This window comes from Flavobacterium piscis, assembly GCF_001686925.1.
GTDB lineage: Bacteria > Bacteroidota > Bacteroidia > Flavobacteriales > Flavobacteriaceae > Flavobacterium > Flavobacterium piscis.
In genome coordinates this window covers 12,190-38,394 of the sequence record NZ_LVEN01000019.1, presented here as the reverse complement: position 1 = coordinate 38,394, position 26,205 = coordinate 12,190, and the positions used below count along the sequence as shown (strand labels likewise).

Sequence of the window (26,205 nt, the reverse complement as noted above, 5' to 3'; positions counted from 1 at the left end):
CAATACTTGTTTGTCATGTTTATGCTTTATGCTGTTTTATTTGGTTTTAAATGTTAATACTTCTTTATTTGGTTACTATTTTTTATTTGGTTTAATGAGTTTTTAATGTGGCTTTTTACCATATTCACCTCTACCAGAGGTTTCTGGCAGAGATAAATAAATTACTAATAATCAGGGTAACAAAACTTACTAAGTACTAACTCAAACCAAACTCTTTAAATTAATTTTTTAAGACTTGCGTATACTGATAGCTCAACATCTGCATGATCTTTTGTATTACATTGCTCAATTAAGCTTTTTAGATCATCTGTTTTTAATGTTGATTTGTTCTCTAAAACAAGTAACAATTCCTGCGATGCATCTGTCAGCTTTTTAGACAAAGGCAAAATTGGCTGTACTAATGGCGCATTGGCACTCAGGGCAACTAATTCTTTATTTAAGGCAATCCATCTATTTAAATAAGCGGCTACTTTTGCTTTATTTTCCGATGTTTTATTGGCCAGATATTGCGTTACTGCATCATCAAAAGCTAAAGAATCTTTGGCATCCGGCCCGCAGGCATCAGCAAAAAGTGTGAATGGAGAATACATTTGATACTCCGTTCCGCCTTTATTACGTGTATATGCTTTTAATGGCTCACAAACATTCGAGAACTCGCTTAATGAGTTGATATTTTGATTGTTTGAAATATTTCTTAAAATCACATCTTTGTTGCGAATGTGTGTTAATCCTATTTCTTCTAATCTAAAAGAAACTACTTCAAGACGTTTGCGCATATTGGCTACATCTGTAATATCTTCTGCTGACCAAAGTCTTTCTGCAATTGCAGCTGTTCTTGGCCAAAGTCTTGAATCTATAGTTGTTGGCGTTACCAATTCTGTCCACATTGTAGCTTCTCCACCCAATATTCTTGCTTTTTCTTCGGCAGTTAAATTGGCTCCTTTTGGCATCGGATCATTCAAATAATGACTTGCAATTGGGTACATCAAATCGATATAATATCCGTTTGATAAAACTGTTTTATATCCTTTTTTTACTGCATCAACCAATGACTGACCTGCAATCACGCCTTCATTAGGACCTCTCCAGGAATGAATAATGGCATCTTTTGACATGTTTTTTGTCAAAATTTCTTCCCATCCCATTAATTGTTTACCATGTTTTTTAAGCATTGGTACCAATTGCATGGTAAAATAAGTTTGTAATTCATGATTGTTTGTCAACTTGTTTTTCTTCATGAATTCCTGAATTTTTGGGTTTGCATCCCAGTCTTTACCTTCGTTTTCATCTCCCCCGATATGAAAATAAGCGCCTGGGAATAATGGACAAACCTCATCAAAAATCTCACTTAATAATTGATATGTTTTAGGATTTGAAGGATCTAATGTTGGCGAAAAAATACCTGCATTTCTTTCAACTCCATAAGTCGTAATTGCTGTACCCTGAATATTTTTTTCAGAAGTTCCTCCTGTCAATGTAATCACTTTGCTTCCTATTTCCGGGTAAGCGGTAAGTATTGCAGATCCATGACCGGGAACATCTATTTCCGGAACTACCAAAATACCACGCTCATCAGCATATTTTACGATATTTTTGATTTCTTCCTGTGTGTAATACATTCCATCTGAAGCTAAATCAATCAGTTTTCGATGTTTTTTCATTTCGATTCTCCAACCCTGATCGTCTACCAAATGCCAGTGAAAAACATTCATTTTCATAGCGGCCAATCCATCGATATTTCTTTTGATGACATCAATTGGCTGAAAATGTCTTGAAACATCAATCATTAAACCTCTCCAGGTAAACCTTGGGAAATCTGAAACTTTTGAGCTTGGAAAATAAAATGAGTTATTGTTATTCTGTAACATTTGTAATAACGTTTCAAGGCCATGAAGTGCTCCTAAATCGCTTGTTGCATTTATTATAATCTGATTTTGTTTAATATCTAAATGATAACTTTCATCTTCATACAAACCAATTTTTCCCGCTTTGGTACAATTGATCTGGAGTGAAGCTGTTGGCACTTCATTTAATTTAGTAATAAAACCTTGTTCGAAAAAAATACCGGTTCTACCATCTAAGCGACGTAAAAAACGAGTTACTCCACCAAAAATTCGAGGATTAGGATTTCCGGTAATGTTTACTTTAAAGTTTTTGTTTAAAGCAAAATTTCCGTCGTTTACAACAACACTCTGAGGCCAGGGCATAAGATTTAGCTGCTCTTTTTGAATTTGAGCACTAGAAGTTACACCTGCTAATAGTAGGACTAATAAATATTTCATTTTTTACTGTTTTTGAAAAAGACGTTATCCGGAGATAACCGTATTAAATAAATGAGAAACAAAACTCAGAATGACCCTGTTGAATCCTCACTTTCCTTATGAAATCAATCTGAATTTTGTAATGTGATTCGCTCTCACCCGAATCTTATATTTTAATTTTAGTAATCAAAGCGTTTGAATGCTTCGATTGCTTCGTATTCTGCCAATCCTAAATCATCGTATAAAATTGCTGTGTTTTTGTTACGGTCTTCGGCTCTCACCCAGAATTCTCTAGAGTCATTTCCTTGAAACATTACCCTGTCTTTTTGGGATTGGTGGTATAAAATCGCATGACGTTTTAATAATACTTCTGATGGAGAAAGCGGAACGGCCATGTCAATTTCGTGAATGTCCCATTCGTGCCAGGCTCCTCTATAAAGCCATAACCAGCAATCATCCATGTATTTCTCTGGTTTTAATTGTTTCATGGCGGCAAAAATCGCGTTCAGACACACTTCGTGCGTTCCGTGTGGATCTGCCAAATCTCCTGCTGCAAATACCTGATGTGGTTTTATTTTGGCAATAATATCTTTTACAATGGCAATGTCTTCTGCTCCTAACGGATTCTTTTTTACCTGTCCTGTTTCGTAAAACGGAAGATCTAAAAAGTGTGTATTTTCATCTTTTAAACCAATGTATCTTGTGGCTGCATAAGATTCTCTTCTTCTAATCAATCCTTTTAATTTTCGAACTTCAAGAGAATCGATCTCGTTTTCTGATTTACTGTTTAAGAATTCAATTATAGATTTGAAGTTGATTCCGCTGCCGGCGTCGCCAACAAAATCTTTGGCAACCTCGGCAAATTTCAATGCTTCGTCGTCTGTAACGGCTATATTTCCGGAGGTTTGATATACTACGTGTACATCGTGACCTTGTTTTATCAATTTTGAAAAAGTTCCTCCCATAGAAATCACATCATCATCAGGATGTGGACTAAAAAGAATCACTCGTTTTTTTGCCGGATTGGCTCTCTCCGGACGATGCGAATCATCGGTATTGGGTTTTCCACCCGGCCATCCTGTGATGGTATGCTGCAATACGTTGAACATATTGATGTTCAAATCATAAGCAGAACCTTCCTGTGCCAATAGATCAGACATTCCGTTGTTGTTGTAATCACGGTCTGTTAATTTTAATATCGATTGTTTTGTTTTTTGGCACAACCAAACAATCGCTTTACTTTTTAATTCTTGTGTCCAAATGCATTCTCCAACTAACCATGGCGTTTTGAAACGCGTTAATTCTGAAGCTGCAGACTGGTCTAATACGAAAGTGGCATTAGCATGATTTTGTAAAAATGTAGCCGGAACTTCTGAGCTGATATCTCCTTGAATGGTTCTCTTGATGATATCGGCTTTGTTTTGTCCCCAGGCCATTAAAACGATTCTTTTTGATCTCATGATCGTAGAAACTCCCATTGTAATAGCACGTTTTGGAACGTTGTCTATACCATTAAAATCTGATGAAGCGTCTACTCTGGTAATATGATCCAGTGTAATAATTCTGGTTCCTGAATTGATGTGCGATCCCGGTTCGTTGAAACCTACGTGACCTGTACGCCCAATTCCTAATAATTGAAAATCAAGACCTCCGGCGTTTTTAATATTCATTTCATAATCAATACAATATTGGTTTAATTCATCAATATGTACCGTTCCGTCAGGAATATTAACATTCTCTGGTTTGATGTCAATATGATTAAAAAGATGCTGATGCATGAAATAATGATAGCTCTGATTGTTCTCTTTGGTCATTGGATAATATTCATCCAGATTAAAAGTGATCACGTTGCTAAAGCTCAGGCCTTCCTCTTTGTGCATTCTCACTAACTCTTCGTAAACTTTTATAGGAGAAGAACCTGTTGCTAAACCTAATACACAAGATTTTCCTTTTTCTTGTTTAGATCTAATTAATTGCGCAATTTCCTGCGCTACAATTATAGAAGCTTCTGCTGAATTTTTGAAGATTTCATTGTGGATTTTCTCAAATCTGGTTTCTTCAAATTTTCCCGCACTTTTATAGCTGATATCAGGTTTTATTTCTAAAGCACTTTTCATTTCTTTTTCTTTTTTTTTGCTATTTACAATTTTGGTTTTTGAAATGGTATAAGCAACTCGCATTGCTTATACCATTTACTAACCAAACTTAAATTCTTATAGTTCTTTGATATTTTATTCTAGAAATTTGGAGCATTCACATCCCACCAGGTTCTTGTTCCTCCATTATCAGGACCTCCAAGTTTTGCAACACCTGTTGCCACACCACCAGGATTTCCATCTTTTTCAGTCGAAACAAAAGGTATTCTTCTTACACCCAATTCAGTAGAAATTAAACCACCACTTTGATTGTTAAGAATTGGCAATAATTTAGGGTAACCTGTTCTACGGTGATCTGTCCAGGCTTCGTAACCATCAGGAAAATTAGCAATCCATTTTTGAGTAATGATTTTTTGCAATTTTACTTCGTTACTTGCTGTTTCATCCCAGGCAACAGTAACTTTATTTACAGCTGGACCACTATTGAATGGAGCTGCCGGATCTACATAATCTTTAGCCATTTTCACATTATCAGCCATATAATCAGCAGCACCTCCAGCAGAAAGCTGTTCAAAAGATGCAGTAATACCAGCTTTATATAATGTTGCTGCGTCACCGCCCATATTCCAGCCTCTTAAAGCACCTTCTGCTCTTAAGAAATAAATTTCAGCAGTATTTAACCAAACTACCTGCTTGTCTTTTTCTATGATCTTACCAAAGGTTGAAAAGTCCTGATGTACCGTTTTATCTCCCATAATTCCACCAGTACGAATTCCTTTATATTCACCAGGGTATTTAACAGATGTTTTAAAGTAAGAGCTCATTCTAGGATCGTTGTAACCTCCCATGATAGACTCCATATCTGCAGACATACGGCTGTCATTATAGTCATAAGAAGAAACTCTAAGAGGGTGTTGTGATACTTTTTTAATTAAAATAAAAGCATCATCAGCTTTTGTCATTACACCAAATTTCTGGCTCATCGCTTTTTCAGCCTCTGCTTTAGCTAATGCTGGTTTAACTTTTACAATGTGCATTGCCAATCTTAAACGTAATGAGTTCGCATATATCACCCATTTTTTATAATCACCTTCATATGTTGAACGGTCTATGTTGGTAAAAGAACTTTTCTCTCCGGCATCGATTCTTTTTGTTAGTTCTGTTACAGCATAGTCTAAGTCTTCAAACATAAATCCGTAAGCTTCTTCTTGAGAATCATATGCAATTGTTGCATCGGTAGTACCAAATTTTGAGTACACTATTGGTCCCCACGCATCTGCCATTTTATGTAAAGTTTGCACTTTAATAATCTTAGCAAGAGCATAAAACTCATCGTATTTACCTTTAGATTCTCTTTCAACTTTATAGAAATTTGCCATCACTTGTGCATAAGCAGCTTCCCAACACCAAATATTCCAGTTATCAGAAAGTGCATATGAAAGGTTATTAGCACCATCAAAACCGGGAGCGGCAGTGTATCCTCCCCAGTTATTTGCAGATAAATCATTTGCTACCTGGTATTTCCAACCCGGAACATTGACCATGACATTATCAAACATCGTTTTAAAAGGACCATTAATATGATTAAAGTCCTGCGTTGTTTCCTCATAGGTAAAACCATCGGGATTACTATTAACCTCATCGAAATTATCTGTACAACCAACTAAGGCTAAAAGACCGAAACAGATTAATGATTTTTTTATATTATTTGTTTTCATGAGATTTTAAATTAGAAAGTTACATTTAAATTAAGTCCAATACTTCTTGTTGATGGCAAGCCATAAATATCAACTCCTTGTAAACCTTGACCTGTACTTAAAGCAATGTTTGGATCAAAAGGTGCATCTTTATAAAAGAAGAATAAGTTTCTTGCGATTACTGATAAAGTTGCTGTATTAACAAAAGGAAGTACTTTTTTATTGAAAGTATAACCAAGTGAAACCTCTCTTAAACTTACGTTTGTAGCATCGTATACATATTGTGAAGTAGCTCCGTTAACTCCTCCAACTGCGCTGTAATATTTTTCAGCATCCATAGAAGTTACTTTTGTACCATCAGGTTTTACTCCATTTATTGGCACACCACCTGCATTTCTGGCATCTCCGGTTCTTTTTGATACTCCATAAAAATCATTCATAGATTCTGTAATACTCATTACATCTCCTCCAAAACGTCCATCGATCAAGAAATTAGCTGTAAAAGCACCAAACTTAAATGTGTTTGACCAGCCTAACATAAAATCAGGATTTGCATTACCAACTTCTTTAAATTCACTGTCGATAGATAGATTACCATCTTTATCTAAAATAATTTCTCCATTTTCATTTTTAAGAATATCTCTTCCCTGAATTACTCCAAAAGGTCTTCCCTCAGTTAAAGAATATCTGTAATTAACATTATTTACCGGAGTTAAAGGAATTGTTCCTCCTAACTCTTCAGGAATTTCTTTTACTTTATTTCTGTTTTGAGAATAGTTGATTGTCGTATCCCATGAAAATTTATCTCCGGCAATGATTTTTCCGGTAAGAACAACTTCAAAACCTTTATTTTCTATACTACCGGCATTAATTCCGTAATTGGTATAACCGTAAGGATTTGTTGCAGGTGCAGGAACCTGAATGTATTGATTTTTAGTTTCTGAGCTATAATAAGAAACCTCAAAACCTAATCTGTTATTAAACATTCTCCATTCTGTACCAAACTCATATTCTGATTTTAACTCTGGCTTTAATCCTTCACCTGGTCTTGGCCCTACCGTAGGAGGAATAAGATTACCACCCTGAACAGTTGATTTTGGAGAAGTTACAAAAGCCGAAACGTCATTACCAACTTCTGCATAAGTTGCTCTTACTTTACCAAAGTTAATCCAGTCTGGCATAGTAGTCATTTCGCTTAAAAGAGCTGTAACCCCTACTGATGGATAAAAATAGGAAGCTGTATCTGTATTTACTAAAGTAGAAGACCAGTCATTACGACCTGTAACGTCTAAATATAACATGTTTTTATAACCAAAAGTTGCAGAACCAAAGATCGACTGAACTTCTCGTGAAGAACCTGTAGCCTGAAGACTTAAATTATCTAGTCCTGATGCTTCTCCAAAATTCCCTAATGTAAACAAGTTAGCATTAACAAGACCTCCAACAATACCAGAATCTAAAGTAGTAGAGTGATTTGACAAAGTATTATTGATACTTGCTCCAACTATAGCATTAAAACTAAAGTTTTCGTTGAAGTTAGTATTGATTTTAGCAATTAAATCTCCGTAACGCTGTGTGCTTAATGTAGCAACGTTTATATATCTACCGTTTATATGAGATAAAGAAGTATTGGTTGTAGCATAAATCTTTTTATCATAATCGTTTTCAACTCTATTGTAGCTATATCTTGCTCCAATACTCAACCAATTGTTTGCCTTATAATCTAAAGCAATGTTTCCGTTAAAGAAATTGTCTTTGTCAATAGATTTATTTCTATTGATTAACCAATATGGGTTTTGAACATAAATATCAGATAGTGTATAGAAATTTTGACCATTAAGATTTCTGGAAGGAATAAATGATTCGTAATTATCTTTATAGTAATTAAAGTCATTTGCTCTTTGAAACAAATACACTCCTGTTAGCGGATTTGAATAAAGTCCGTTTACAGGTCTGTTATCAATAGTTTGGCTGGTGTATTTTGCATCAGCAGAAACCGTTAATTTATTATCAAAAAATTTCCCTGTCTGACGAATTCCAAAGTTATTTTTCTTTAAACCATTTCCTTCGATAATTCCGGAAGCAGAAGTATTAGCATAAGATATACTTGTTGAATTTACATCTGTTCCTGTTGTAAACGCTAATGAAGTAATTTGTGTAACACCAGTGTTGAAAAAATCTTCAACAAAATCTGGTGAAGATACTTTTGCTCCCCAAGATTTATTTGCAGCAGAAGTAGTTGCACCATATTCATTCTGGAATTTTGGTAATGAATGTACAGACTCAAAAGTTGTAACCGAAGAAACTGCTAAATTTGATGCGTTCTCTTTATTCTTTTTAGAAGAAAGCAAGATAACACCATTTGCTCCCTGAGATCCGTATAATACAGATGCTGCTGCACCTTTAAGCACTGTCATTCCCTCATAATCATCAGGATTAATCAAAGAAACAACATCTCCTCCATCACGGTTACCTCCGGCAGTACTACCAAATGAGTCGTTTGACGCATTATAACTACCCTGCTGATTTGAAGAACCATTATATAAAGGAATACCATCAATAACATAAAGTGGCTGGCTGTTCATGATAGATGAGTTACCACGGATCAAAACTTTAGTAGATCCTCCGGTACCACCAGAACTTTTTGTTACGGCAACACCGGCAATTTTACCGGCAATTGTATTAATAACGTTGGCATCTTTTACACGAGTTAACTCTTCTCCTTTAAGTTCCTGAGCTGAATAAGTTAATGATTTTCTAGTTTTCTTAAGACCTAATGAAGTTACAACAACCTCTGTAAGAGCATTTGATGCTGCAACAGCCATTTTAACATTAATTGTAGCGGCATCACCTACAACTATTTTTTGTGTTTCAAGACCTACATAAGTAAAAACTAAAGTCTGTCCTTTTTGCACTTCAACTGTGTACAAACCATCAAAATCGGTAGTAGCACCTTTTTGACCTCCTTGTACTGCAACGGACGCCCCTGGCAACGGCAACCCATCAGAATCTGTAATCACACCTTTGACACTCTTTACTTGTGCAAGCGAAACCTGCGCCGTAAAAACAATCATAAAGATTAAGAAAATTTTTTTCATGTTTATTTATTTTGTTAGTTATGGTGTAAATTTATTCTTAAGGTATTGTTAAAAAAAATAATTTATACAAACAGCTTTAAATTTTAAACCAACGACATAAATCAATCAATAATCCGTTTCACGAAAACGTTTTCAAGTTGACATATTTACTGTATTCGATCTATTTATTGATCTTTTACGCAAGTAATTTACATAATTACTAAAAAATCGTCATTTACTATAAAAACCTAATTACCTGAGTTTTATGTCGAAAAACTTCTAAAAAAGGTTATTTTATTAGATAAAAAACAACTTTTTAGGATAGTAAAATCTTACTAATTTAAAGAGCACATATAGTATTCTTTTTTTGATTTAATTGCCACAAAATCCTGTTGTCTTAACTTTTAAACTTGTATATTTTTTATGAATGACATCCAATAAAGAATATTCGCCAAAAGAGTCCTGAGCTATTTCCCAAATCATTATTCCTCCAGTGTTTTGAGAAGCAAATTCAACCTTTTTAGTAATCGTCGATTTTCCGTTGTAATATATTTTACCCAATTCGTCCTGATCTGCAAATTGAGTTCCTGCTAGTATAATGTCATTATAAGTTGAACTTGTAACATCTGGATAAGTAAAATTGTAACCGTAAAAAGGTACACCAAGCGTTAATTTATCACTAGGCACATTTTGAAGTTTATGCCAAAAGTCAATTCCTTCTTTAGCAAACTCAAACGAACTGTGCTGACCTGGCTTATCGGCAGACCATGGGCCTGTACTATCGTAAGCCATTACATTAATAAAATCGAATGCGTTTAATGCTTCCTGAGTTATATTTTCGAAACGGGAATTATTAGGCAAAGCAGCCGTTAATATTTTTTTATGCTCTGTAAGGCTCTTTTTTAATTCAATTACAAAACCACTATATCCTGAGGTGACAGCATTCCATTCGAGATCGACATCTACTCCATCCAATTGATGCAATTCTACAAAGCTGACAATGTTCTGAATTAAAGCTGGCCTGTTTTCTGGTTTATCGATTAAAAAAGACCAATTTAAAGCCTGTTCTTCTGATATGACTCCACCGGCGAGTGAGATACTAATTATAATTTTAGGATTAACGGATTTTGCATATTTAACAAGTCCCTCAAGATCTCCGTTAAATACTATATTTCCGCTTTTATCCGGATTTGCAAATGCCACATTGAGATGTGTTAATTGACAAAACTGAATAGAAGTCATTTTACTGAAATTATCCGAAGATAAATAGCCTACAACTCTGGCTGTTTTAGTTTTTGCATTTTCAGAATCAGATTGCTTATCATTAGAACAGCTATAGGCTGAAAAAAGGGAACTTATAAAAAAAAGGATGCCTAATAAGGCTTTATTTTTTATCATAATTTTTAATTTAAACTTGTTGTTTTTAATTTTTAATTAGAATGAAAATAACACCTTATTAGGCATAACTTTATATTTTGAGATTTTTTTTTAGTTTACATCCCACCAAACTTTCCCTAACCAATCATTCTTTCCTCCTAATCTGGATACTGCATCTAAATAGTTTTTTTCATTTTTCTGCATTTCATCATTTGGATAATACAAACGTGTGGGCACAACACCGCCAGTTCCGGAATCTGAATTTGTTATTGGTATTAAATGAGGATATCCGGTTCTTCTCCAGTTTGAATATCCTTCGATACTATTAAACAAGTAGGTAATCCAAATTTGTGTGGCTATTTGTTCTTTTTCTGTTCCTGCCAATAAAGGTTTAGCATTTACATAAGCATCGATACTTGCCTGACTTGCTGGAGCTGCGCCATAAATCTCTAATTGCTTAATTCCTGCTTCAACACCTTTTTTGTAATAATCTGCGGCAGAGCCTGAAACCCATCCTCTAAAAGCAGCTTCTGCTAATAACAATTGACTTTCTGAATAACTTACGTGCAAAAACGGAGTTGTTCTTAATTTTAAATAAGACTGTATACCAGAGGCTGAATTTGATCCTCCAGGAAGCTCCCATCTAAACACTCCCGGTTTAACCCCTTCATATAATGTTTCGCCCGGCTGTAATGCTGCTCCGGGAACTACACTACTGCTTGTTTTAGGAGTAGCGATCATAGTCAGCCTTGGATCTCCGTTATTTTTTAGATAATCTATTAGTAACGAACTAAAGTGATCTCCCTGCTCATTTCCTATAAAACCATAAGACAATCCGTTTCCTCTGTAATCCAGTCTGGCAGGATCATCACTAAAAGGAAAATCTAAATGCTGCATAATACAGTTATCAGCATTACTTTCAAAAACTCCATTTTGAAACGCTGCTTTTGCTTGTTTTTCTGCTTCGGCGGGATTTACTTCAGAAATTCTCATTGCCGCACGCAAACGCATGGTGTTGGCTAATTTTTTCCATTTTGAAACATCCCCTTTATAAAACAAATCTCCTTTTATAAGATCTTTTCCAACATTTAATTGATTATAAGCTTCATCTAATTCTTTAAAAAAAGAAGCATAAATATCTTGTTGTTTATCATATTTAGGCGTTACAATTCCTTTAGAAAAAGCTAAACCGGCTTCTGAATAAGGTACATCTCCATAAATATCAGTCAATCGCTGTGCGATCATCACTCTCATAACTTTAGCGACAGCATTCATGTTTACAGCCGAAGCATCTTTACCGGTTACATCGAGAATATCTACAACACTTTTCATTTCGTGAGCATACACGTTTCTCCATAAAGCAACGGCATATTCCTCTGAATTATTAAACTTGCCACCGTAGTTTGTTACTGCCCACGAACCTGAATAATGCTGTACAAAACCTCCGGCATATATTAAATTGGTTCTGTGCTGATAGTATCCGTCTCCGGACATACACAATTGGGTAAATGTAAGCTGACCCGCCGGATTTGCGGATAACGCCACGGGATCTTTTTCCAGTTCGTCAAAATTTTCTGTACAGCCAACTACCGTAAACACTGCAAGCATGGCTATTATATATTTGATTTTCATAATTTACTTTTTTAGAATGTAATTTTAATATTAAAACCATACGATTGTCTTGATGGTAATGATCCATACTCAAAACCTTGTCCGTTTCCTGAAGTATACATGGACTCCGGATCAACGTTTGGCAAATCTTTATTGAATGTCAATAGATTTCTTCCAAATACAGAAACATAGATTGAATTTATTTTTGCTCCGCCAAAAACACTTTTAGGAATAGTATATCCTAAGCTTACTTCTCTTAATTTCACATACGAAGCATCATAAATAAACGGCGCCGGAGTAGCATCTGTAACTTGTCTCCAATATTCCTGAGGATCTACAGGTTTGGTGTTTTTTACATAAACAGGATTCTCAGCTGTTCCAGTATTTACCACTGCATTTGCTACATAACCACCTGTAGGAACCCAACTGTTTATATCAAAATTAGGATCAGCTGCTGCAGCTTGTGTTCTTGCAGCAATATAAGCATCCCTTCCTTCTGTGGTAATATCTAACAATCCTCTTGTTGCAGCAACTGAGTTTGTCATAGAATACACATCCATACCAAATTTCATGTCTAATAAAAACTGAAGAGTAATTCCTTTATACGAAAATCTATTGGTTAAACCCGCTGACCAATCCGGAACTCCTTTTCCTAAAGCTACTTTAGTATCTGTGTATAGAGGCATACCATTTGCACCTACAATCATTTCGCCTGAAGGCGTTCTTTGAAAATCTTTTCCAATGATAGTACCGTATTTGCCTCCAACCTGAGCTACAATTGCAGCATTAGCCCAACGAGCCTCAGAAATAGTATAGGTATTAATTTCAGGATGCAAAGAAAGGATTGAGTTTTTATTCTTAGAAAAATTCAAATCAATTCCCCACTCGAAATCCTTAGTTTTTATTGGTGAACCGGATAAAAAGATCTCAATACCTTCGTTACGTAATTCTCCTGCATTTACCGAAAGAAATTCATATCCTGATGTTGATGAAGAAGCTAAATCAAGTGTCTGATCAGCTGTATCTTCACGATATACAGTGATATCTGCTTTTAATCTGTTTTTGAAGAAAGCCGTTTCTAAACCAAATTCGATTCCTGTTTTTGACTGAAAAGTCAGGTTTGCATTTGGTGCCGATGTATTCTTAACATTTACTACACTTTGTCCGTCGTAAGAAGAATACGTCGTATAGTTTAATGCATTTTTATAAGCACCCGGAGCATTCGAAACTTTTGCCCACGAAGCTCTTAATTTTCCATAAGAAAAAACATCACTCTGAATCTTAAATGCATCCGAGAATACAAAACCTAATGAAGCTCCCGGATAAAAAGCGTCTTTATTAATAACACTAAACCAGTCATTTCTTCCTGTAAACTCAGCATATAAATAACCTTTATAATCAAACTTTGCAGAACCGTAAACAGAATTTGTTCTTGTTCTGGTTTCTATAGGTGCATTTATTGTCTGAGTTGAAAAATTACTGATAAATTCTGTTCCCGGCTGAATAATATTGGTTCCTTCACTAGAATTTTCTGATCTTCTAAAATCTCTTCTGTTTGCTCCTAAAATTCCTGAAAATGTCAAATCTGTAGCTAATTTTATTTCGCTAAAGGTGGCAATAACATCCGTATTCATTTCAGAAACACTAATATCACCCACTCTAAGATAGCCGGTATCTCTTCCTGGCCATGTACTTCCCGGCACCATGAAATCTTTAGAACCAAAAACATAAGTATCTAAACCGGTTCTAAAAGTCAATCCAACCCATTTTTCAAGCTGATAGGTTCCCGCAACATTCCCTGTAAAACGATTTTTCGTAGTAGAGTTGTGATTTGCATTTACAGTTAAATAAGGGTTCAATTGATAAATATTGTTATTCCATTTATAAACTTCTCCTGTCTCCGGATTACCATAATTTTGCAACCACGCCTGATCGATATTAGGAGCCAGACCGCTTAAGGAATAACCAACATTGTTTGGCGAATCCCCCAATCCCGGTCGGTTGTTGGTAGTTTCGACCATATAATTCACATTAGCATCCAAAGTAAATTTATCTGATTTTAAAGTACCATTTAAAGTCGCATTGTTTCTTTCTAATCCGGAATTAGGAACAACATCATCATTTTTCATATTATTAAATCCAAAACGAAGGAATGCATTTTCACTTCCGCCAGAAAGAGCAATTCCGTTTGTAGTTGTAACTCCGGTCTTAAAAAAATCCTGAATATTGTTATCCACTTTAGCATAAGGTCGCATAGAGCCATCAAATATTTTTACCTGAGTTCCTACATTATTAGAAAATTTAGGTCCCCACGCACTGGTTGTATATCCGTAAATTTCAGTAGGTGCTTTTGTAGGATCCGGCAAAATCCCTCGATTTCCTGTACCATACTCATCCTGAAAATCGTCATATTTCGCATTAACGCGATCAAAACTAACACCGCTTGTTAGCTCTACTTGCAATTTTCCTTTACTTCCTTTTTTAGTTGTAATTAAAATTACTCCGTTTAACGCTCTTGAACCATATAAAGCTGATGCTGCTGCACCTTTTAATACAGTAAGACTCTCAATATCATTTGGATTAATACTTGAAATTCCATCTCCGTTATCTCTTCCGTCAAACCATTTACTGGCTGCAGCACTGTCATTATTCAATCCTGAGTTATCAATAGGAATTCCGTCTACAATATAAAGTGGCTGGTTACTCTCACCTATACTCGAAATTCCTCTAATAATTACTCTGGCACTTCCTCCTGCTCCTGTGGCTGGCATAGAAATATCAACACCGGCAATCTTACCTGAAAGTCCCGACGCTACATTTGTTGTAATCACTTTATTAAGCTGATCACCTTTAATGTCCTGAACTGCATATCCTAATTCTTTTTTCTGCCTCTTGATACCCAAAGCGGTAACGACAACTTCATTTAGGTTTTGTGCATCTTCTGTCAGAACCACATTTACTGTAGATGATTCTGCTACAGTGGCAGTCTTCGTTTTAATTCCGATATACGAAAAAACAAGTATATCACCTGCCGATGCTTGTATCGCATATTTTCCGTCATAATCAGATTGGGTTGCAGTTTTCGTACCCTGAATAATAATACTTACTCCCGGCAGCGGCAATCCGTTTTGATCGCTTACTAAACCTTTGATTGTTTTTACCTGAGCAAGCGATACCTGCGCCGTAAACACAAACATAAAGATTAACATAATTTGTTTCATTTTATCATGGTTTTGTTGGTTAAGCGATAAATTTATTGTTAAAATTAACATAAATAAAACATTTTAAACATACAGCACAAAACCTTAAACGAACGACACAAAACAATCAACAATATGTTTTACGAAAACGATATCCCACAGAGATAATATAAAATATATCTTTTTTTATAAAATTTTATTCAAAAGAATTGTGTTTTACCCAGTAATTGTTTAAAGTTGCACAATATTTCCAGAGAAGAAATTTTACAATACTAAATCACCAAACTAAAGTTGACAGAAATCCAAAAATTAAAATTTGATATTAAGCTTAAAAATCATGTTTGGTTTTGGGGAAGTTACTTTACCCTTAACTTTTTAAGATGGGGAGCTTACTTTAATGATTATCCTTATTCGTTTAAATCAAATTTAATTGAGTTCTCTTTGCATATACCTTTAGTATATTTTAATCTTTTTGTTTTGGTGCCAAAATATGTATTGAAACAAAAGTATATTCCATATACCCTCGCATTAATAGCAAGCCTTTTTGGCATCTATCTGCTCAAAACAGTTTTGACCTATTATATTATATCCGAAAATATTTGGCCGGAAGCCAATAGAGAATATCATCCTTTTGATATTAATCATATTCTGGCCGTTTGTATAGGAGAGTTATATGTGCTGGCTATGGCTTCATCAGTTTATCTCACTTTAACATGGCTTCGGGAAAGAGAACGAAACCGGTCTTTAAGAGAAAATCAGTTCAAAATCAAATTGAAATACCTTGAAAATCAAATTCAGCCGCATTTCTTTTTCAATACATTAAATAATTTATATGCCTTGTCATTAGAATCTTCTGATAAGGTTCCGGATGTTATTATAAAACTATCAAATTTGATGGAATATGTTTTATATGATGTAAAAGGCACCAAATTTGTTCCATTAATTAAAGAGATTGATTACATTCAGAATTATATCGAAATCGAAAAGTTACGCTTTGATAATGTAGAAGTTACAGTCAATCTCGAATCGAATATAGAAGATGTTGTTGTACCTCCTTTAATATTCATCTCATTGGTCGAAAACGCCTTTAAACACGGAGGAATTAACAACAATAACTTAAAAATTAAGATAAATTGTAAGGTTATCGACAATAAAATGTTAGATTTTGAAATCCTAAATAATTTTGTAAATTCACAAAATCTTAATGCCAAAGGCGGAATTGGTTTAGTAAATACCAAGAAAAGATTAAAATTAATTTACAAAAACGATTTCAGTTTAAAACACACAACAAAACTAAACTACTATATAATCCGTTTGCAAATACCTATTGATAATGAAAATTAAATGCGTGTTGATTGACGATGAGCCATTAGCTATCAAAGTCCTGCAAAATTATTTTACCAATTTTACAGATTTTGAAGTCATCGGTACATTCAATAATTCTCTGGAAGCGCTTGATTTTATAAACAGTACTGCTGTTGATGCCGTATTTCTGGACATCAACATGCCTATGATGACAGGTTTTGAACTCATTAGCCTGATCGAAAATAAAACCAAAGTTATTATAACAACTGCTTTTAGGGAATTTGCTGCAGAAAGTTACGATCTTGATGTTCTGGATTATTTAGTAAAGCCTATCCCACTGCCCAGATTTATAAAATGCATTAATAAAATCACTACCGAATACAATTTAAAAAACAATATTAAAGTCGAAACTACAAAAGGCGATTCTCATATTTTTATCAAAGTCGATAAAAAAATGATGAAAATTAATATTGAAGAAATTCTATTTGTCGAAGGAATGAAGGAATACATCAAAGTAGTGACTCCTGATAAAACCTATATTACCCATAAATCACTCACCTCTTTGTCAGAAGAATTACCTGCAGATCGCTTTTTGCGCATCCATAAATCTTACGTAATTGCATTAAATAAAGTAAAATCTATCGAAGGAAACCGCATTCAGATCCAATCTTACACCATTCCGATAGGGAGAAATTACAGCAAAGAGGTCAAAAACAAAATTTTAGAATAAACTTTAACTATTAAATTCATTTTCTAAGTCGGTATAAATTAACACATTGTTGAAAAAATGATGCCGTTGGTTTAAATTTAACATTATTTGTGCCTTTTTATTTTTTTTTGATATACTTAACAAATATATTTACGGTCTTCAAAAAACAATAAAATAAAAAAATTAACCTCTTAAATTATGAGTTCAGAAAATGTTCAAACCAAATGGGGACAGTTTATCTCGTTGATAATTGTTTTCTTCTTTTGGGGTTTTGTTGGTTCTGCCAATGATATCCTGATTCCCGTATTCAAAAAAGTCTTTACTTTATCTCAGGTTCAATCACAATTAGTGGCCTGGGCATTTTATGCAGCGTATTTCGTAGGATCTATGATCTTCTTTTTAGTATCATTAAAATTAGATGTTTTACAAAAATTCGGATATAAAAAAACCCTTTCTGCCGGTTTACTTCTTTCAGCAGTTGGATCATTTTTATTCATTCCTGCTGCAACAATGGAAAGTTTTCCATTTTTTCTAACTGCCTTATTTACCGTAGGTTTAGGATTTTCAATCCAGCAAATTGTAGCCAATCCGTTGGCTATTAAAATGGGAAGTCCCGCAACAGGAGCGCACCGTTTGACTTTAGCCGGAGGTATCAACTCTTTTGGAACAACAATTGGAGCAATTTTACTAGGAATCGCTTTATTTGGAATGGGCGATAACAAAAATACATCACTTTCATTAGAAGATATTAAACTGCCTTTTATCATCTTAGGACTTGCTTTTATTGCAGTTGCTATTTTCATGAACTTCTCGAAAATCGAAGATCCTGCAAAAGAAGAGGAAGTAGTAGTTAAAGTAGCGCACGAAAAATTCAACATCTCAGATTATCCACAATTATATTTGGGAATGTTAGGTATTTTTATTTACGTTGGTACCGAGGTAACGATCATTAGTAACCTGCCTGCCTTATTACATACTGCTGAATTTGGTAATGTTCTTGAAGATGCCATCGCACCTTTTATTGCCCTTTACTGGGGAAGTTTAATGATTGGACGCTGGAATGGTGGTGTTAACGTTTTCAACACTTCAAACTTAGTAAATACAGCATTAAAATTCATTGTTCCTGCAATAGCTTTTGGAGTTATTATTGGAGCTAACATTTTTGCTGCACACGATGTTTCTGCATTTTACATCTATCCAATCTGGATCTTATTATTTATTGGTGTAAGTTTTGTAGGAGGTAAAAATGCCGGAAAAACGTTAATGCTTTTCGGAATATCAGGATTATTAATGATGCTTGCCGGTTTAGTATGGCCAGATCCATCAATTGCTAAATTCTTCTTTATCTCCGGAGGTTTATTCTTATCGATCATGTGGCCATCGATCTTCGATTTAGCTATCGCAGGATTAGGTAAAAACACAGGAAAAGCATCGTCATTCCTAATTATGATGATTTTAGGAGGAGGAGTTATTCCTTTGGTTCAGGGCGCAATCTGTGATATCGATCATACAAGTCCTGGCGGAATACTAGGTATTACCTGGACACACTTCTCTTACATCGTTCCGTTACTTGGTTTTGCTTATTTAGCATTTTATGGTTTCTATTGCCCTAAAATATTAAAAAGACAAGGAATTAACCATATTGAAGGCGGTGGCGGAGGTCACTAGAACAAGTTAAAAAAACAATAAAAAAATCCCAAATTCCAATCCACAAAGTTGAAATTTGGGATTTTTTTAATTCGAAAAAGAAAAAACTTAGTCCCTCAAAACCTTAGTATCTTAGAACCTCTACTTAGCATTAATAACATTACTAAGATTCTTTTTAAAAACACTCTTGTTTTGCTCTGATAATACATAGATGACATCTTTATCCGCATGAACAATAACTTTGTCAATATCCGCCTCTAAAAGGGCTTTTGGATCTTTAATTTTCAATGTACAGGCACCATCAAAAAAGCCATCATCCTCAATTATCTTTTTTGCTTCCAAAATTGTTCCATCACTTAAAACTGCCGAAATAGTCATCGTTTTATTGAGTGTTTTCGAATAAAACCCATCCATTACCAGCAATAACCTATAATTGTTTTTCAATTCCGGTCCCTTAAACTCATGGCGTGTAATATTATATCGCAGACCTTTTGCCAAAGTTTGAAACTGAACCGAACAATCCAGCTCAAAAGTAGCGACATCACCGTCATCATTGACCGATTTCAATATTTTGGCAGCTTGTGCATTTACAATAAAATTCAGGAAAAAAAACACCATAATTAAGATTAGTTTTTTCATATATACTTCAATTTGAGATATATAAAAGTAAAAAAAAATCGCCATCTTATTTTAAAAGATGACGATTTTTTAAATCTTAAGTACCTGTGTATTACTTATTTCCTTTTTCGAAATCAGCTACAAACTGAGCCAATCCAATATCAGTCAAAGGGTGTTTCAATAATCCGTAAATTGCAGAAAGAGGTCCTGTCATAACATCTGCACCAATTTTAGCACAGTTTACAATATGCATTGTATGACGTACCGAAGCGGCCAAAATTTGAGTTTCATAACCGTAGTTATCATAGATTTCTCTAATTTCCTGAATTAAATTCAAACCATCAGTAGAAACGTCATCCAAACGACCAATAAAAGGAGAAACATAAGTTGCCCCTGCTTTTGCAGCCAATAAAGCCTGACCTGCAGAAAACACAAGTGTTACGTTGGTTTTAATTCCTTTATCAGAAAAATATTTTGCAGCCATTACACCTTCTTTAGTCATAGGTAATTTAACTACGATTTGATCATGTAATTCAGCCAATTCTTCACCTTCTTTGATCATTCCATCATAATCCAGCGCATTAACTTCAGCACTTACATCACCTTCAACAAGATTACAAATGTCAACATAATGCTTCAAAATGTTGTTTTTTCCAGTGATTCCTTCTTTTGCCATCAACGATGGATTAGTTGTTACACCATCCAAAACACCTAAAGCTTGTGCTTCTTTAATCTGAGCTAAATTAGCCGTGTCAATAAAAAATTTCATAATTATATCTATTTAATTGTGTTCAGTTTTTGGGCGTTCCCTAACGGTCGGGCTCTCGGCTATATCTTTTGTTCCGTTTCACTTCACAAAAGGATGCCGCCTCCATCCCTAACGCAAATTCGGTGCAAAATTACAATTTATAATTTCCATAAAATAAAAAAGTCAAAAATAATTCTAAACACCTAAAATGATAAGAAAAATACCTTTAGTATTAAACTAGTTTTATTTTCGTACTTTTAAAAAATAAAAAATCACCCCTTAAAAGTGCTAGAAGACAATTTCAAACAAGATATAATCAACATCGGGAACATCTCAATTATTCCAAACCTACTGAATGTTATTTGCCAGACTACCGGAATGGGATTTGCAGCAGTAGCAAGAGTTACCGACGAAAGATGGATTACATGCAGCGTTCAGGACAATGTCCTTTTTGGCTTAAAACCCGGAGACGAATTACAAATAAAAACAACAATTTGCGACGAAATAAGACAAAATCCCAAACCCGTAATTATTGATAATGTAAGCGAAGACAAGGAGTATCATGACCACCATACTCCGGCGATGTACAAACTACAAAGCTATATTTCAGTACCAATCATGCGCCAGGACGGAAGTTTCTTTGGGACTTTATGCGCCATAGACCCTAAACCTAACAGCTTAAAAGAGTTTAAAGTACGCGAAATGTTCAACTTATTTGCTGAACTTATTTCGTTTCACCTTGCAGGAATTGAACAAGCAGTAGAAAACAAAAAAGCGCTGGAAGAAAAAACTAACCTACTTGAAAAAACTCAGGTTAAAAAAGATGAAGCAGAAAGATTAAACTCAGATTTCAAGAAAAAACTTATTGAAAAAAATCTTTCACTTGAAAAAATGAATAGCGAACTCGAAGCTTTCAATTACATTTCAAGTCACGATCTTCAGGAACCATTACGAAAAATACAACTTTTTACAGATACCATTGAGCGCGAAGAAGCCGGCAATTTATCAGAAAAAAGCAAAACAGCATTTCATAAAATCAAGACTTCAGCTTTTCGAATGCAAAACCTGATTAATGATCTCTTGATTTATTCTAAAACAAAATTTGACGATAGAAAGTTCGAAGTAAAAGACTTAAACACCATCGCAAAGGATGTTATTGAAGATCTCACCAACGAGTTTGAAAATAAAAATGTACTTTTTGACATCAAAGAATTAGGCAAACTCTCCGTGATAGAATTTCAATTCAGGCAGCTACTATACAATCTGATCAACAATTCATTAAAATTCGCAAGTCCTGACAGGGATTTAATCATAACCCTATCGGCAGAAATCACCAACGGAGAATTAAACAAGCTTGCTCCGCTTACTAAATATTATAAAATAACAATCTCAGACAACGGCATTGGATTTGACCCCTTATATAGCGATAAAATATTTGGCTTATTTCAGGCACTACATACCAAACCGCTAAAAAGCACCGGAATTGGACTTACAATAGTAAAACGAATTATAGAAAATCATCATGGTTTTATAAAAGCCAAGGGAGTTCTAAATCAAGGAGCAAAATTTGAAATTTTTATTCCAATAGAATAGCACAAAAATTTGCTCCTATTTTTTGTATAGTTTATTGAACAGAATTTTTTCTATTCAATTGTTTCAATTCATCTCTGATTTCTTCGAGAACTTTTAGAGTATCTTCTTTATGAATTTCAGCGTTATTGATTTTATCACTCAATGAACCCATTAATTTTCGAATAAGCGACCATACGACAACCAATATTAAAACACCAAATAGAGCTGGCAAATATTCTGCTATTTTTTCCATCTTTTTATAGTTTATAATGATTCATTAACATTTTTTCATACACTTTATCCGGAAGTGCTCGTTTTAAAACAATCGAAAACTTCTGCATAAAAGCGCCTACTTTATAATGTACGTTTGGCTTTTTTTGCTGCATAATTTTATAAACCGCTTCAGCCATTTCATTAGGATTGCTACCTGCATCAACATGTTCGTTCATTGTCGCAAGCGTTTCTCCATATACTTTTTCGTAAGCAGAACCCATTATAACGGGCGCATGATAACGTCCGGATGCAATATTAGTTGCAAAATCTCCGGGTGCAACATTTGTAATCTCAATACCAAATGACTTTACTTCCATTCGCAAAGCTTCAGTAATCAATTCCAAAGCTCCTTTTGATGCGGAATAAACACTGCGGTAAGGCAGTCCCATATAACCGGCAATAGAAGTAATATTAATAATTAAACCAGATTTTTGTTCACGCATTTGCGGCAAAACAGCTTTCATTACTTCAATAGGACCAAAAAAATTGGTTTCAAAATTATTCTTGATTTCCTCGGTAGGAATTTCTTCCAGAGGCCCCGTAATTCCAACACCGGCATTATTAATCACCACATCTAAACGACCTGAATTGGCAATAATTTTATTTACTGCTGATTTTATAGATTCAGCATTGCGAACATCCAATGCAACCAGTGGAAAAACTGAATTCAGTACTTTTTCAGGATTTCTGCTCGTTCCGTAGACCACAAAACCTTTTTTTTGCAAAAATTCTCCAATAGATTTTCCAATCCCTGAGGATCCTCCGGTAATTAAAACGACTTTATTCATTTTGAAAAGTTATGAGTTTTGAATTATAAGTTATGCGAGATCATTATTTTTTTTAAAAAACACAGAGAACACGAAGGTTATTCGCAGAGTTCACTAAGATTTAAGTTGTGTTTACACAATCTAAACACACAAAGCTTTGCGCTCTTTGCGGTTAAATATTTTTTAATCTCGCAAAGCCGCGAAGTCGCAAAGTTATTCACAAAGCTTTGCGAACTTTTCCTTTTCATAAAACTTAGCATAACAAAAAACAAAAAAAAACTTTGCGCTCTTTGCGGTTAAATCTTCGTACTCCTTGCGGTTAAATTCGACAGCTTTTCCATTTGATCCCTTATTAAGTTCAGGTAAATCTGTTAAAATTGTAACATTCAACAAATAACTTTTAACTTACGAAGTACCAAAAATAAAAAAATCCTCCATAAGGAAGACTAAATTTGATTTAATTATAAAAAAAAATCCCGAAACATCGGGAATAAAAAAATGGCAAGCGACCTACATCGCACCGCTCAACCACGTACCCTTGCTATGTTCCCATCCTGGGGGAGTCTGCAGGAGCTGGTCGTGTAGGACTTGCCGGTGCAAATATACAATCTTTTTATATTTTTGCAAGACCTTTGTTGCTATAAAAATATCATCGTATATTGGCTTATTCAAATTTTAAACTATGAAAAATTATAACTTCCTAGCTGTCATTTTATTAGGAATCACATTAATTGGATGTGGAGATAAAAATAAAGGTGAAAATTCTTTATTTAATATTGATGATTCTGCTTTTCCGGCACATTTTACACAAGATAATGCCATTTCTATTGGAATTTTAAACCCAAAATCGAAAGAAATCGATAGCATTGTTTACTTTGTTAGTGATAAAAAAGTGGGAAGTACAAAAGGAGCTTCAAAATTTAATTTCCCCTTAAAAGATCAAAAATTAGGATATCAATACCTAAAAGCAACGGTTTATTTTGGATCTGATTCTTCTGATGCTACCAAAAGAATCGAATTAGTTTCTAACGTTGAACCTAAACCATTAAAATATAAAGTCGTAAATACTTACGCTCATGACACACTTTCTTTCACAGAAGGTTTAGAGTTTTACAAAGATACTTTATACGAAAGTACCGGTCAGGAGGGCGCATCATATTTAAGAAAGTACGATTACAAAACAGGAAAAATTTACAAACAAATTGATCTTGATAAAAAATATTTTGGTGAAGGCATTACTTTTATCAATGGAAAATTATTTCAGTTAACATGGCAAAACAAAACTGGTTTTATCTATGATGCTAATACTTTAAAACTGGAAAAAACCTTTGCTTACGAAAAAGATATTGAAGGATGGGGAATGACCAATGACGGAAAATACATTTACCAAACCGATAAAACAGAGAAAATCTGGAAAATGGATCCTGCAACTCAAAAAATGGTAGATTACATAAATGTGTACTCAGGAACTTCAAAAATTAAAGCGATCAATGAGCTGGAATGGATTAACGGAAAAATCTATACCAATGTATGGTTTAAAGACGCTATTGCTGTCGTAAACCCAACATCTGGAGCCGTTGAGGGAATTCTAGACATGTCTGGTTTGAGAAAATTTATGGATGACAAAATTACCAAAGATGATGTTTTAAACGGAATTGCTTACAATCCTAAAACTAAAACTATTTTCGTAACAGGGAAAAACTGGAGCAAAATGTTCGAAATAACGGTTTCCGAATAAACTAAAAATAAATTCAATATTAAACACGAATTTCACAGATTTCACGGATTAGTTCGTGATAATTTGTGAAATTTGTGTTTTAAAACAATATCAATAATGACGACATTAATTACCAACATACAAGAACTGCTTCAGGTTCGTGAAACTTCAATTTCTAAAGTTTCGGGTGCAGAAATGGCTATTCTTCCTACCATAAAAAATGCTTTTTTACTTATAAAAGATAATGTAATTGAGGATTTTGGTGCAATGGATAATGTTCCTGAAATCAAAGCAGATAAGGTAATTGATGCTAAAGGCCGGGTTGTACTTCCAACATGGTGCGACAGCCACACTCATATTGTATATGCAGGAAATCGCGAACAGGAATTCGTAGACCGCATTAACGGATTTACGTATGAAGAAATCGCGAATCGTGGAGGCGGGATTCTAAATTCGGCCAAGAAACTCAACGAAACTACAGAAGAAGAAATTTACGAGCAGTCAAGAATTCGATTAGAAGAAGTCATGCATTTAGGAACAGGAGCTGTAGAAATAAAATCCGGATATGGCTTAACTATTGAAGGAGAACTCAAAATGCTTCGCGTTATTAAAAAACTGGCAGAGAATTATCCCATCGAAATAAAAGCCACTTTTCTTGGCGCACATGCTTTTCCTTTACACTATAAAGACAATAAAGCGGGTTATATAGATGAAATCATCACCAAAATGCTGCCCGAAATTGCCCAAAATAAATTAGCGGATTATGTTGATGTCTTCTGCGAAACAGGTTACTTTTCTGTAGAAGAAACAGAGAAAATTATGCAGGCGGGAATTCAATTTGGCTTAAAGCCAAAAATTCACGTCAATCAATTCAATTCTATTGGCGGAATACAAGCCGGAATTAAATTTAAAGCCGTTTCTGTAGATCATCTTGAAATTATGAACCCCGAAGATATCGAAGCTTTAAAAAACACGGAAACGATGCCTGTCGCATTACCATCATGTTCGTATTTTTTAAGTATTCCTTACACACCAGCAAGAGAAATGATTAAAGCCGGGCTTCCATTAGCCTTAGCAACCGATTTCAATCCAGGTTCTACTCCGTCCGGAAATATGAATTTTGTGGTGGCAACAGCCTGTATCAAAATGAAAATGACCCCTGAAGAAGCCATAAATGCAGCAACTATAAACGGCGCGTATGCAATGGGAATTTCAGAAACTCACGGAAGTATTACCAAAGGCAAAAAAGCCAATTTGATCCTCACAAAACCTATTTCATCATACTACCAGATTCCATACGCTTTTGGCAGCAATCTAATAGAAAGTGTTTTTATCGAAGGTGAAATTTTAGGATAAAATAAAAACTGAAGAAAAAGAAGCCAGAAATCAAGCTTTTATTTTTGAACCATTAAGAGATTAAGTTTCATTAAGCTGTAAAAACTTTATTTTTCTTAATCTCTTAATGGTAAAAAAAAATAATAGTTCCGTTAGAATCTATTCTTCTTTTTATCAAAAACAACCAACTTTATC

17 protein-coding genes and 1 other RNA gene are annotated in these 26,205 nt (G+C 34.5%); 6 read left to right on the top strand and 12 right to left on the bottom strand.

Features of this window, described 5'->3' with window-relative positions:
• Positions 1–215: 215 nt before the first annotated feature.
• From FLP_RS09915 to FLP_RS09885, 7 genes are all read right to left on the bottom strand, one after another.
• The gene (locus FLP_RS09915) at positions 216–2,282 is read right to left on the bottom strand and encodes a beta-N-acetylhexosaminidase (RefSeq protein WP_065449362.1); all 2,067 of its coding nucleotides are present in this window, start codon (positions 2,280–2,282) and stop codon (positions 216–218) included.
• 158 nt (positions 2,283–2,440) lie between these two features.
• Positions 2,441–4,378 (bottom strand): glucosamine-6-phosphate deaminase, encoded by a 1,938-nt coding sequence (gene nagB, locus FLP_RS09910; RefSeq protein WP_065449384.1) that lies wholly within the window; start codon positions 4,376–4,378, stop codon positions 2,441–2,443.
• Between the two features lie 119 nt (positions 4,379–4,497).
• Positions 4,498–6,075 (bottom strand): SusD/RagB family nutrient-binding outer membrane lipoprotein, encoded by a 1,578-nt coding sequence (locus FLP_RS09905; protein WP_065449361.1) that lies wholly within the window; start codon positions 6,073–6,075, stop codon positions 4,498–4,500.
• 11 nt (positions 6,076–6,086) lie between these two features.
• Positions 6,087–9,152: a SusC/RagA family TonB-linked outer membrane protein gene (locus tag FLP_RS09900; protein ID WP_065449360.1), complete on the bottom strand. Its 3,066-nt coding sequence runs from the start codon at positions 9,150–9,152 to the stop codon at positions 6,087–6,089.
• Positions 9,153–9,503: 351 nt separating this feature from the next.
• Positions 9,504–10,529 carry a glycosyl hydrolase family 18 protein gene (locus FLP_RS09895; protein WP_065449359.1) on the bottom strand — a complete coding sequence of 342 codons (1,026 nt, stop codon included), beginning with the start codon at positions 10,527–10,529 and terminating at the stop codon, positions 9,504–9,506.
• A 90-nt stretch (positions 10,530–10,619) separates the two neighbouring features.
• On the bottom strand, positions 10,620–12,140 hold the full coding sequence (locus FLP_RS09890; protein WP_065449358.1) for a SusD/RagB family nutrient-binding outer membrane lipoprotein: 1,521 nt from the start codon (positions 12,138–12,140) through the stop codon (positions 10,620–10,622).
• An 11-nt stretch (positions 12,141–12,151) separates the two neighbouring features.
• Positions 12,152–15,340, bottom strand: coding sequence for a SusC/RagA family TonB-linked outer membrane protein (locus tag FLP_RS09885; protein ID WP_065449383.1), 3,189 nt, complete (start codon positions 15,338–15,340; stop codon positions 12,152–12,154).
• A 270-nt stretch (positions 15,341–15,610) separates the two neighbouring features.
• Here FLP_RS09885 and FLP_RS09880 point away from each other — a divergent pair, with 270 nt between their 5' ends.
• From FLP_RS09880 to FLP_RS09870, 3 genes are all read left to right on the top strand, one after another.
• Positions 15,611–16,663 carry a sensor histidine kinase gene (locus FLP_RS09880; RefSeq protein ID WP_065449357.1) on the top strand — a complete coding sequence of 351 codons (1,053 nt, stop codon included), beginning with the start codon at positions 15,611–15,613 and terminating at the stop codon, positions 16,661–16,663.
• Positions 16,653–17,354, top strand: coding sequence for a LytR/AlgR family response regulator transcription factor (locus tag FLP_RS09875; protein WP_056249762.1), 702 nt, complete (start codon positions 16,653–16,655; stop codon positions 17,352–17,354). Before FLP_RS09880 ends, FLP_RS09875 begins: the two co-directional genes overlap by 11 nt.
• A gap of 177 nt (positions 17,355–17,531) precedes the next feature.
• The gene (locus FLP_RS09870) at positions 17,532–19,001 is read left to right on the top strand and encodes an MFS transporter (protein ID WP_065449356.1); all 1,470 of its coding nucleotides are present in this window, start codon (positions 17,532–17,534) and stop codon (positions 18,999–19,001) included.
• A 120-nt stretch (positions 19,002–19,121) separates the two neighbouring features.
• Here the strand turns inward: FLP_RS09870 and FLP_RS09865 are convergent, their stop codons facing one another.
• Together FLP_RS09865 and fsa are read right to left on the bottom strand one after the other, a co-directional pair.
• Entirely contained in the window at positions 19,122–19,619 is a 498-nt protein-coding gene (locus FLP_RS09865) for a hypothetical protein (protein ID WP_065449382.1), read from the bottom strand.
• Positions 19,620–19,710: 91 nt separating this feature from the next.
• A complete protein-coding gene (fsa, locus tag FLP_RS09860) occupies positions 19,711–20,367 on the bottom strand; it encodes a fructose-6-phosphate aldolase (RefSeq protein WP_065449355.1) in 657 nt (218 codons plus the stop codon).
• Between the two features lie 264 nt (positions 20,368–20,631).
• Between fsa and FLP_RS09855 the strand changes: the two genes are divergently transcribed.
• The gene (locus FLP_RS09855) at positions 20,632–21,939 is read left to right on the top strand and encodes a GAF domain-containing sensor histidine kinase (protein ID WP_123921662.1); all 1,308 of its coding nucleotides are present in this window, start codon (positions 20,632–20,634) and stop codon (positions 21,937–21,939) included.
• Positions 21,940–21,970: 31 nt separating this feature from the next.
• On the opposite strand, the gene FLP_RS09850 is transcribed toward FLP_RS09855, so the two are convergent.
• The 3 genes from FLP_RS09850 to ffs form a co-directional block, all read right to left on the bottom strand.
• On the bottom strand, positions 21,971–22,171 hold the full coding sequence (locus FLP_RS09850; protein ID WP_065449353.1) for a hypothetical protein: 201 nt from the start codon (positions 22,169–22,171) through the stop codon (positions 21,971–21,973).
• 4 nt (positions 22,172–22,175) lie between these two features.
• Entirely contained in the window at positions 22,176–22,979 is an 804-nt protein-coding gene (locus FLP_RS09845; RefSeq protein ID WP_065449352.1) for an SDR family oxidoreductase, read from the bottom strand.
• A 475-nt stretch (positions 22,980–23,454) separates the two neighbouring features.
• An RNA gene (gene ffs, locus FLP_RS09840) (signal recognition particle sRNA small type) lies at positions 23,455–23,552 on the bottom strand.
• Positions 23,553–23,640: 88 nt separating this feature from the next.
• Between ffs and FLP_RS09835 the strand changes: the two genes are divergently transcribed.
• Positions 23,641–24,696: a glutaminyl-peptide cyclotransferase gene (locus tag FLP_RS09835; RefSeq protein WP_065449351.1), complete on the top strand. Its 1,056-nt coding sequence runs from the start codon at positions 23,641–23,643 to the stop codon at positions 24,694–24,696.
• A gap of 96 nt (positions 24,697–24,792) precedes the next feature.
• Positions 24,793–26,031, top strand: coding sequence for an imidazolonepropionase (gene hutI / locus FLP_RS09830; protein WP_065449350.1), 1,239 nt, complete (start codon positions 24,793–24,795; stop codon positions 26,029–26,031).
• Positions 26,032–26,205: the final 174 nt, after the last annotated feature.

Bases quoted from the DNA above. Each gene is read 5' to 3' on its own strand.
- FLP_RS09915 (WP_065449362.1), bottom strand. From the start codon at position 2,282: ATGAAATATTTATTAGTCCTACTATTAGCAGGTGTAACTTCTAGTGCT.
- nagB (WP_065449384.1), bottom strand. From the start codon at position 4,378: ATGAAAAGTGCTTTAGAAATAAAACCTGATATCAGCTATAAAAGTGCG.
- FLP_RS09905 (WP_065449361.1), bottom strand. From the start codon at position 6,075: ATGAAAACAAATAATATAAAAAAATCATTAATCTGTTTCGGTCTTTTA.
- FLP_RS09900 (WP_065449360.1), bottom strand. From the start codon at position 9,152: ATGAAAAAAATTTTCTTAATCTTTATGATTGTTTTTACGGCGCAGGTT.
- FLP_RS09895 (WP_065449359.1), bottom strand. From the start codon at position 10,529: ATGATAAAAAATAAAGCCTTATTAGGCATCCTTTTTTTTATAAGTTCC.
- FLP_RS09890 (WP_065449358.1), bottom strand. From the start codon at position 12,140: ATGAAAATCAAATATATAATAGCCATGCTTGCAGTGTTTACGGTAGTT.
- FLP_RS09885 (WP_065449383.1), bottom strand. From the start codon at position 15,340: ATGAAACAAATTATGTTAATCTTTATGTTTGTGTTTACGGCGCAGGTA.
- FLP_RS09875 (WP_056249762.1), top strand. From the start codon at position 16,653: ATGAAAATTAAATGCGTGTTGATTGACGATGAGCCATTAGCTATCAAA.
- FLP_RS09870 (WP_065449356.1), top strand. From the start codon at position 17,532: ATGAGTTCAGAAAATGTTCAAACCAAATGGGGACAGTTTATCTCGTTG.
- FLP_RS09865 (WP_065449382.1), bottom strand. From the start codon at position 19,619: ATGAAAAAACTAATCTTAATTATGGTGTTTTTTTTCCTGAATTTTATT.
- fsa (WP_065449355.1), bottom strand. From the start codon at position 20,367: ATGAAATTTTTTATTGACACGGCTAATTTAGCTCAGATTAAAGAAGCA.
- FLP_RS09850 (WP_065449353.1), bottom strand. From the start codon at position 22,171: ATGGAAAAAATAGCAGAATATTTGCCAGCTCTATTTGGTGTTTTAATA.
- FLP_RS09845 (WP_065449352.1), bottom strand. From the start codon at position 22,979: ATGAATAAAGTCGTTTTAATTACCGGAGGATCCTCAGGGATTGGAAAA.
- FLP_RS09835 (WP_065449351.1), top strand. From the start codon at position 23,641: ATGAAAAATTATAACTTCCTAGCTGTCATTTTATTAGGAATCACATTA.
- hutI (WP_065449350.1), top strand. From the start codon at position 24,793: ATGACGACATTAATTACCAACATACAAGAACTGCTTCAGGTTCGTGAA.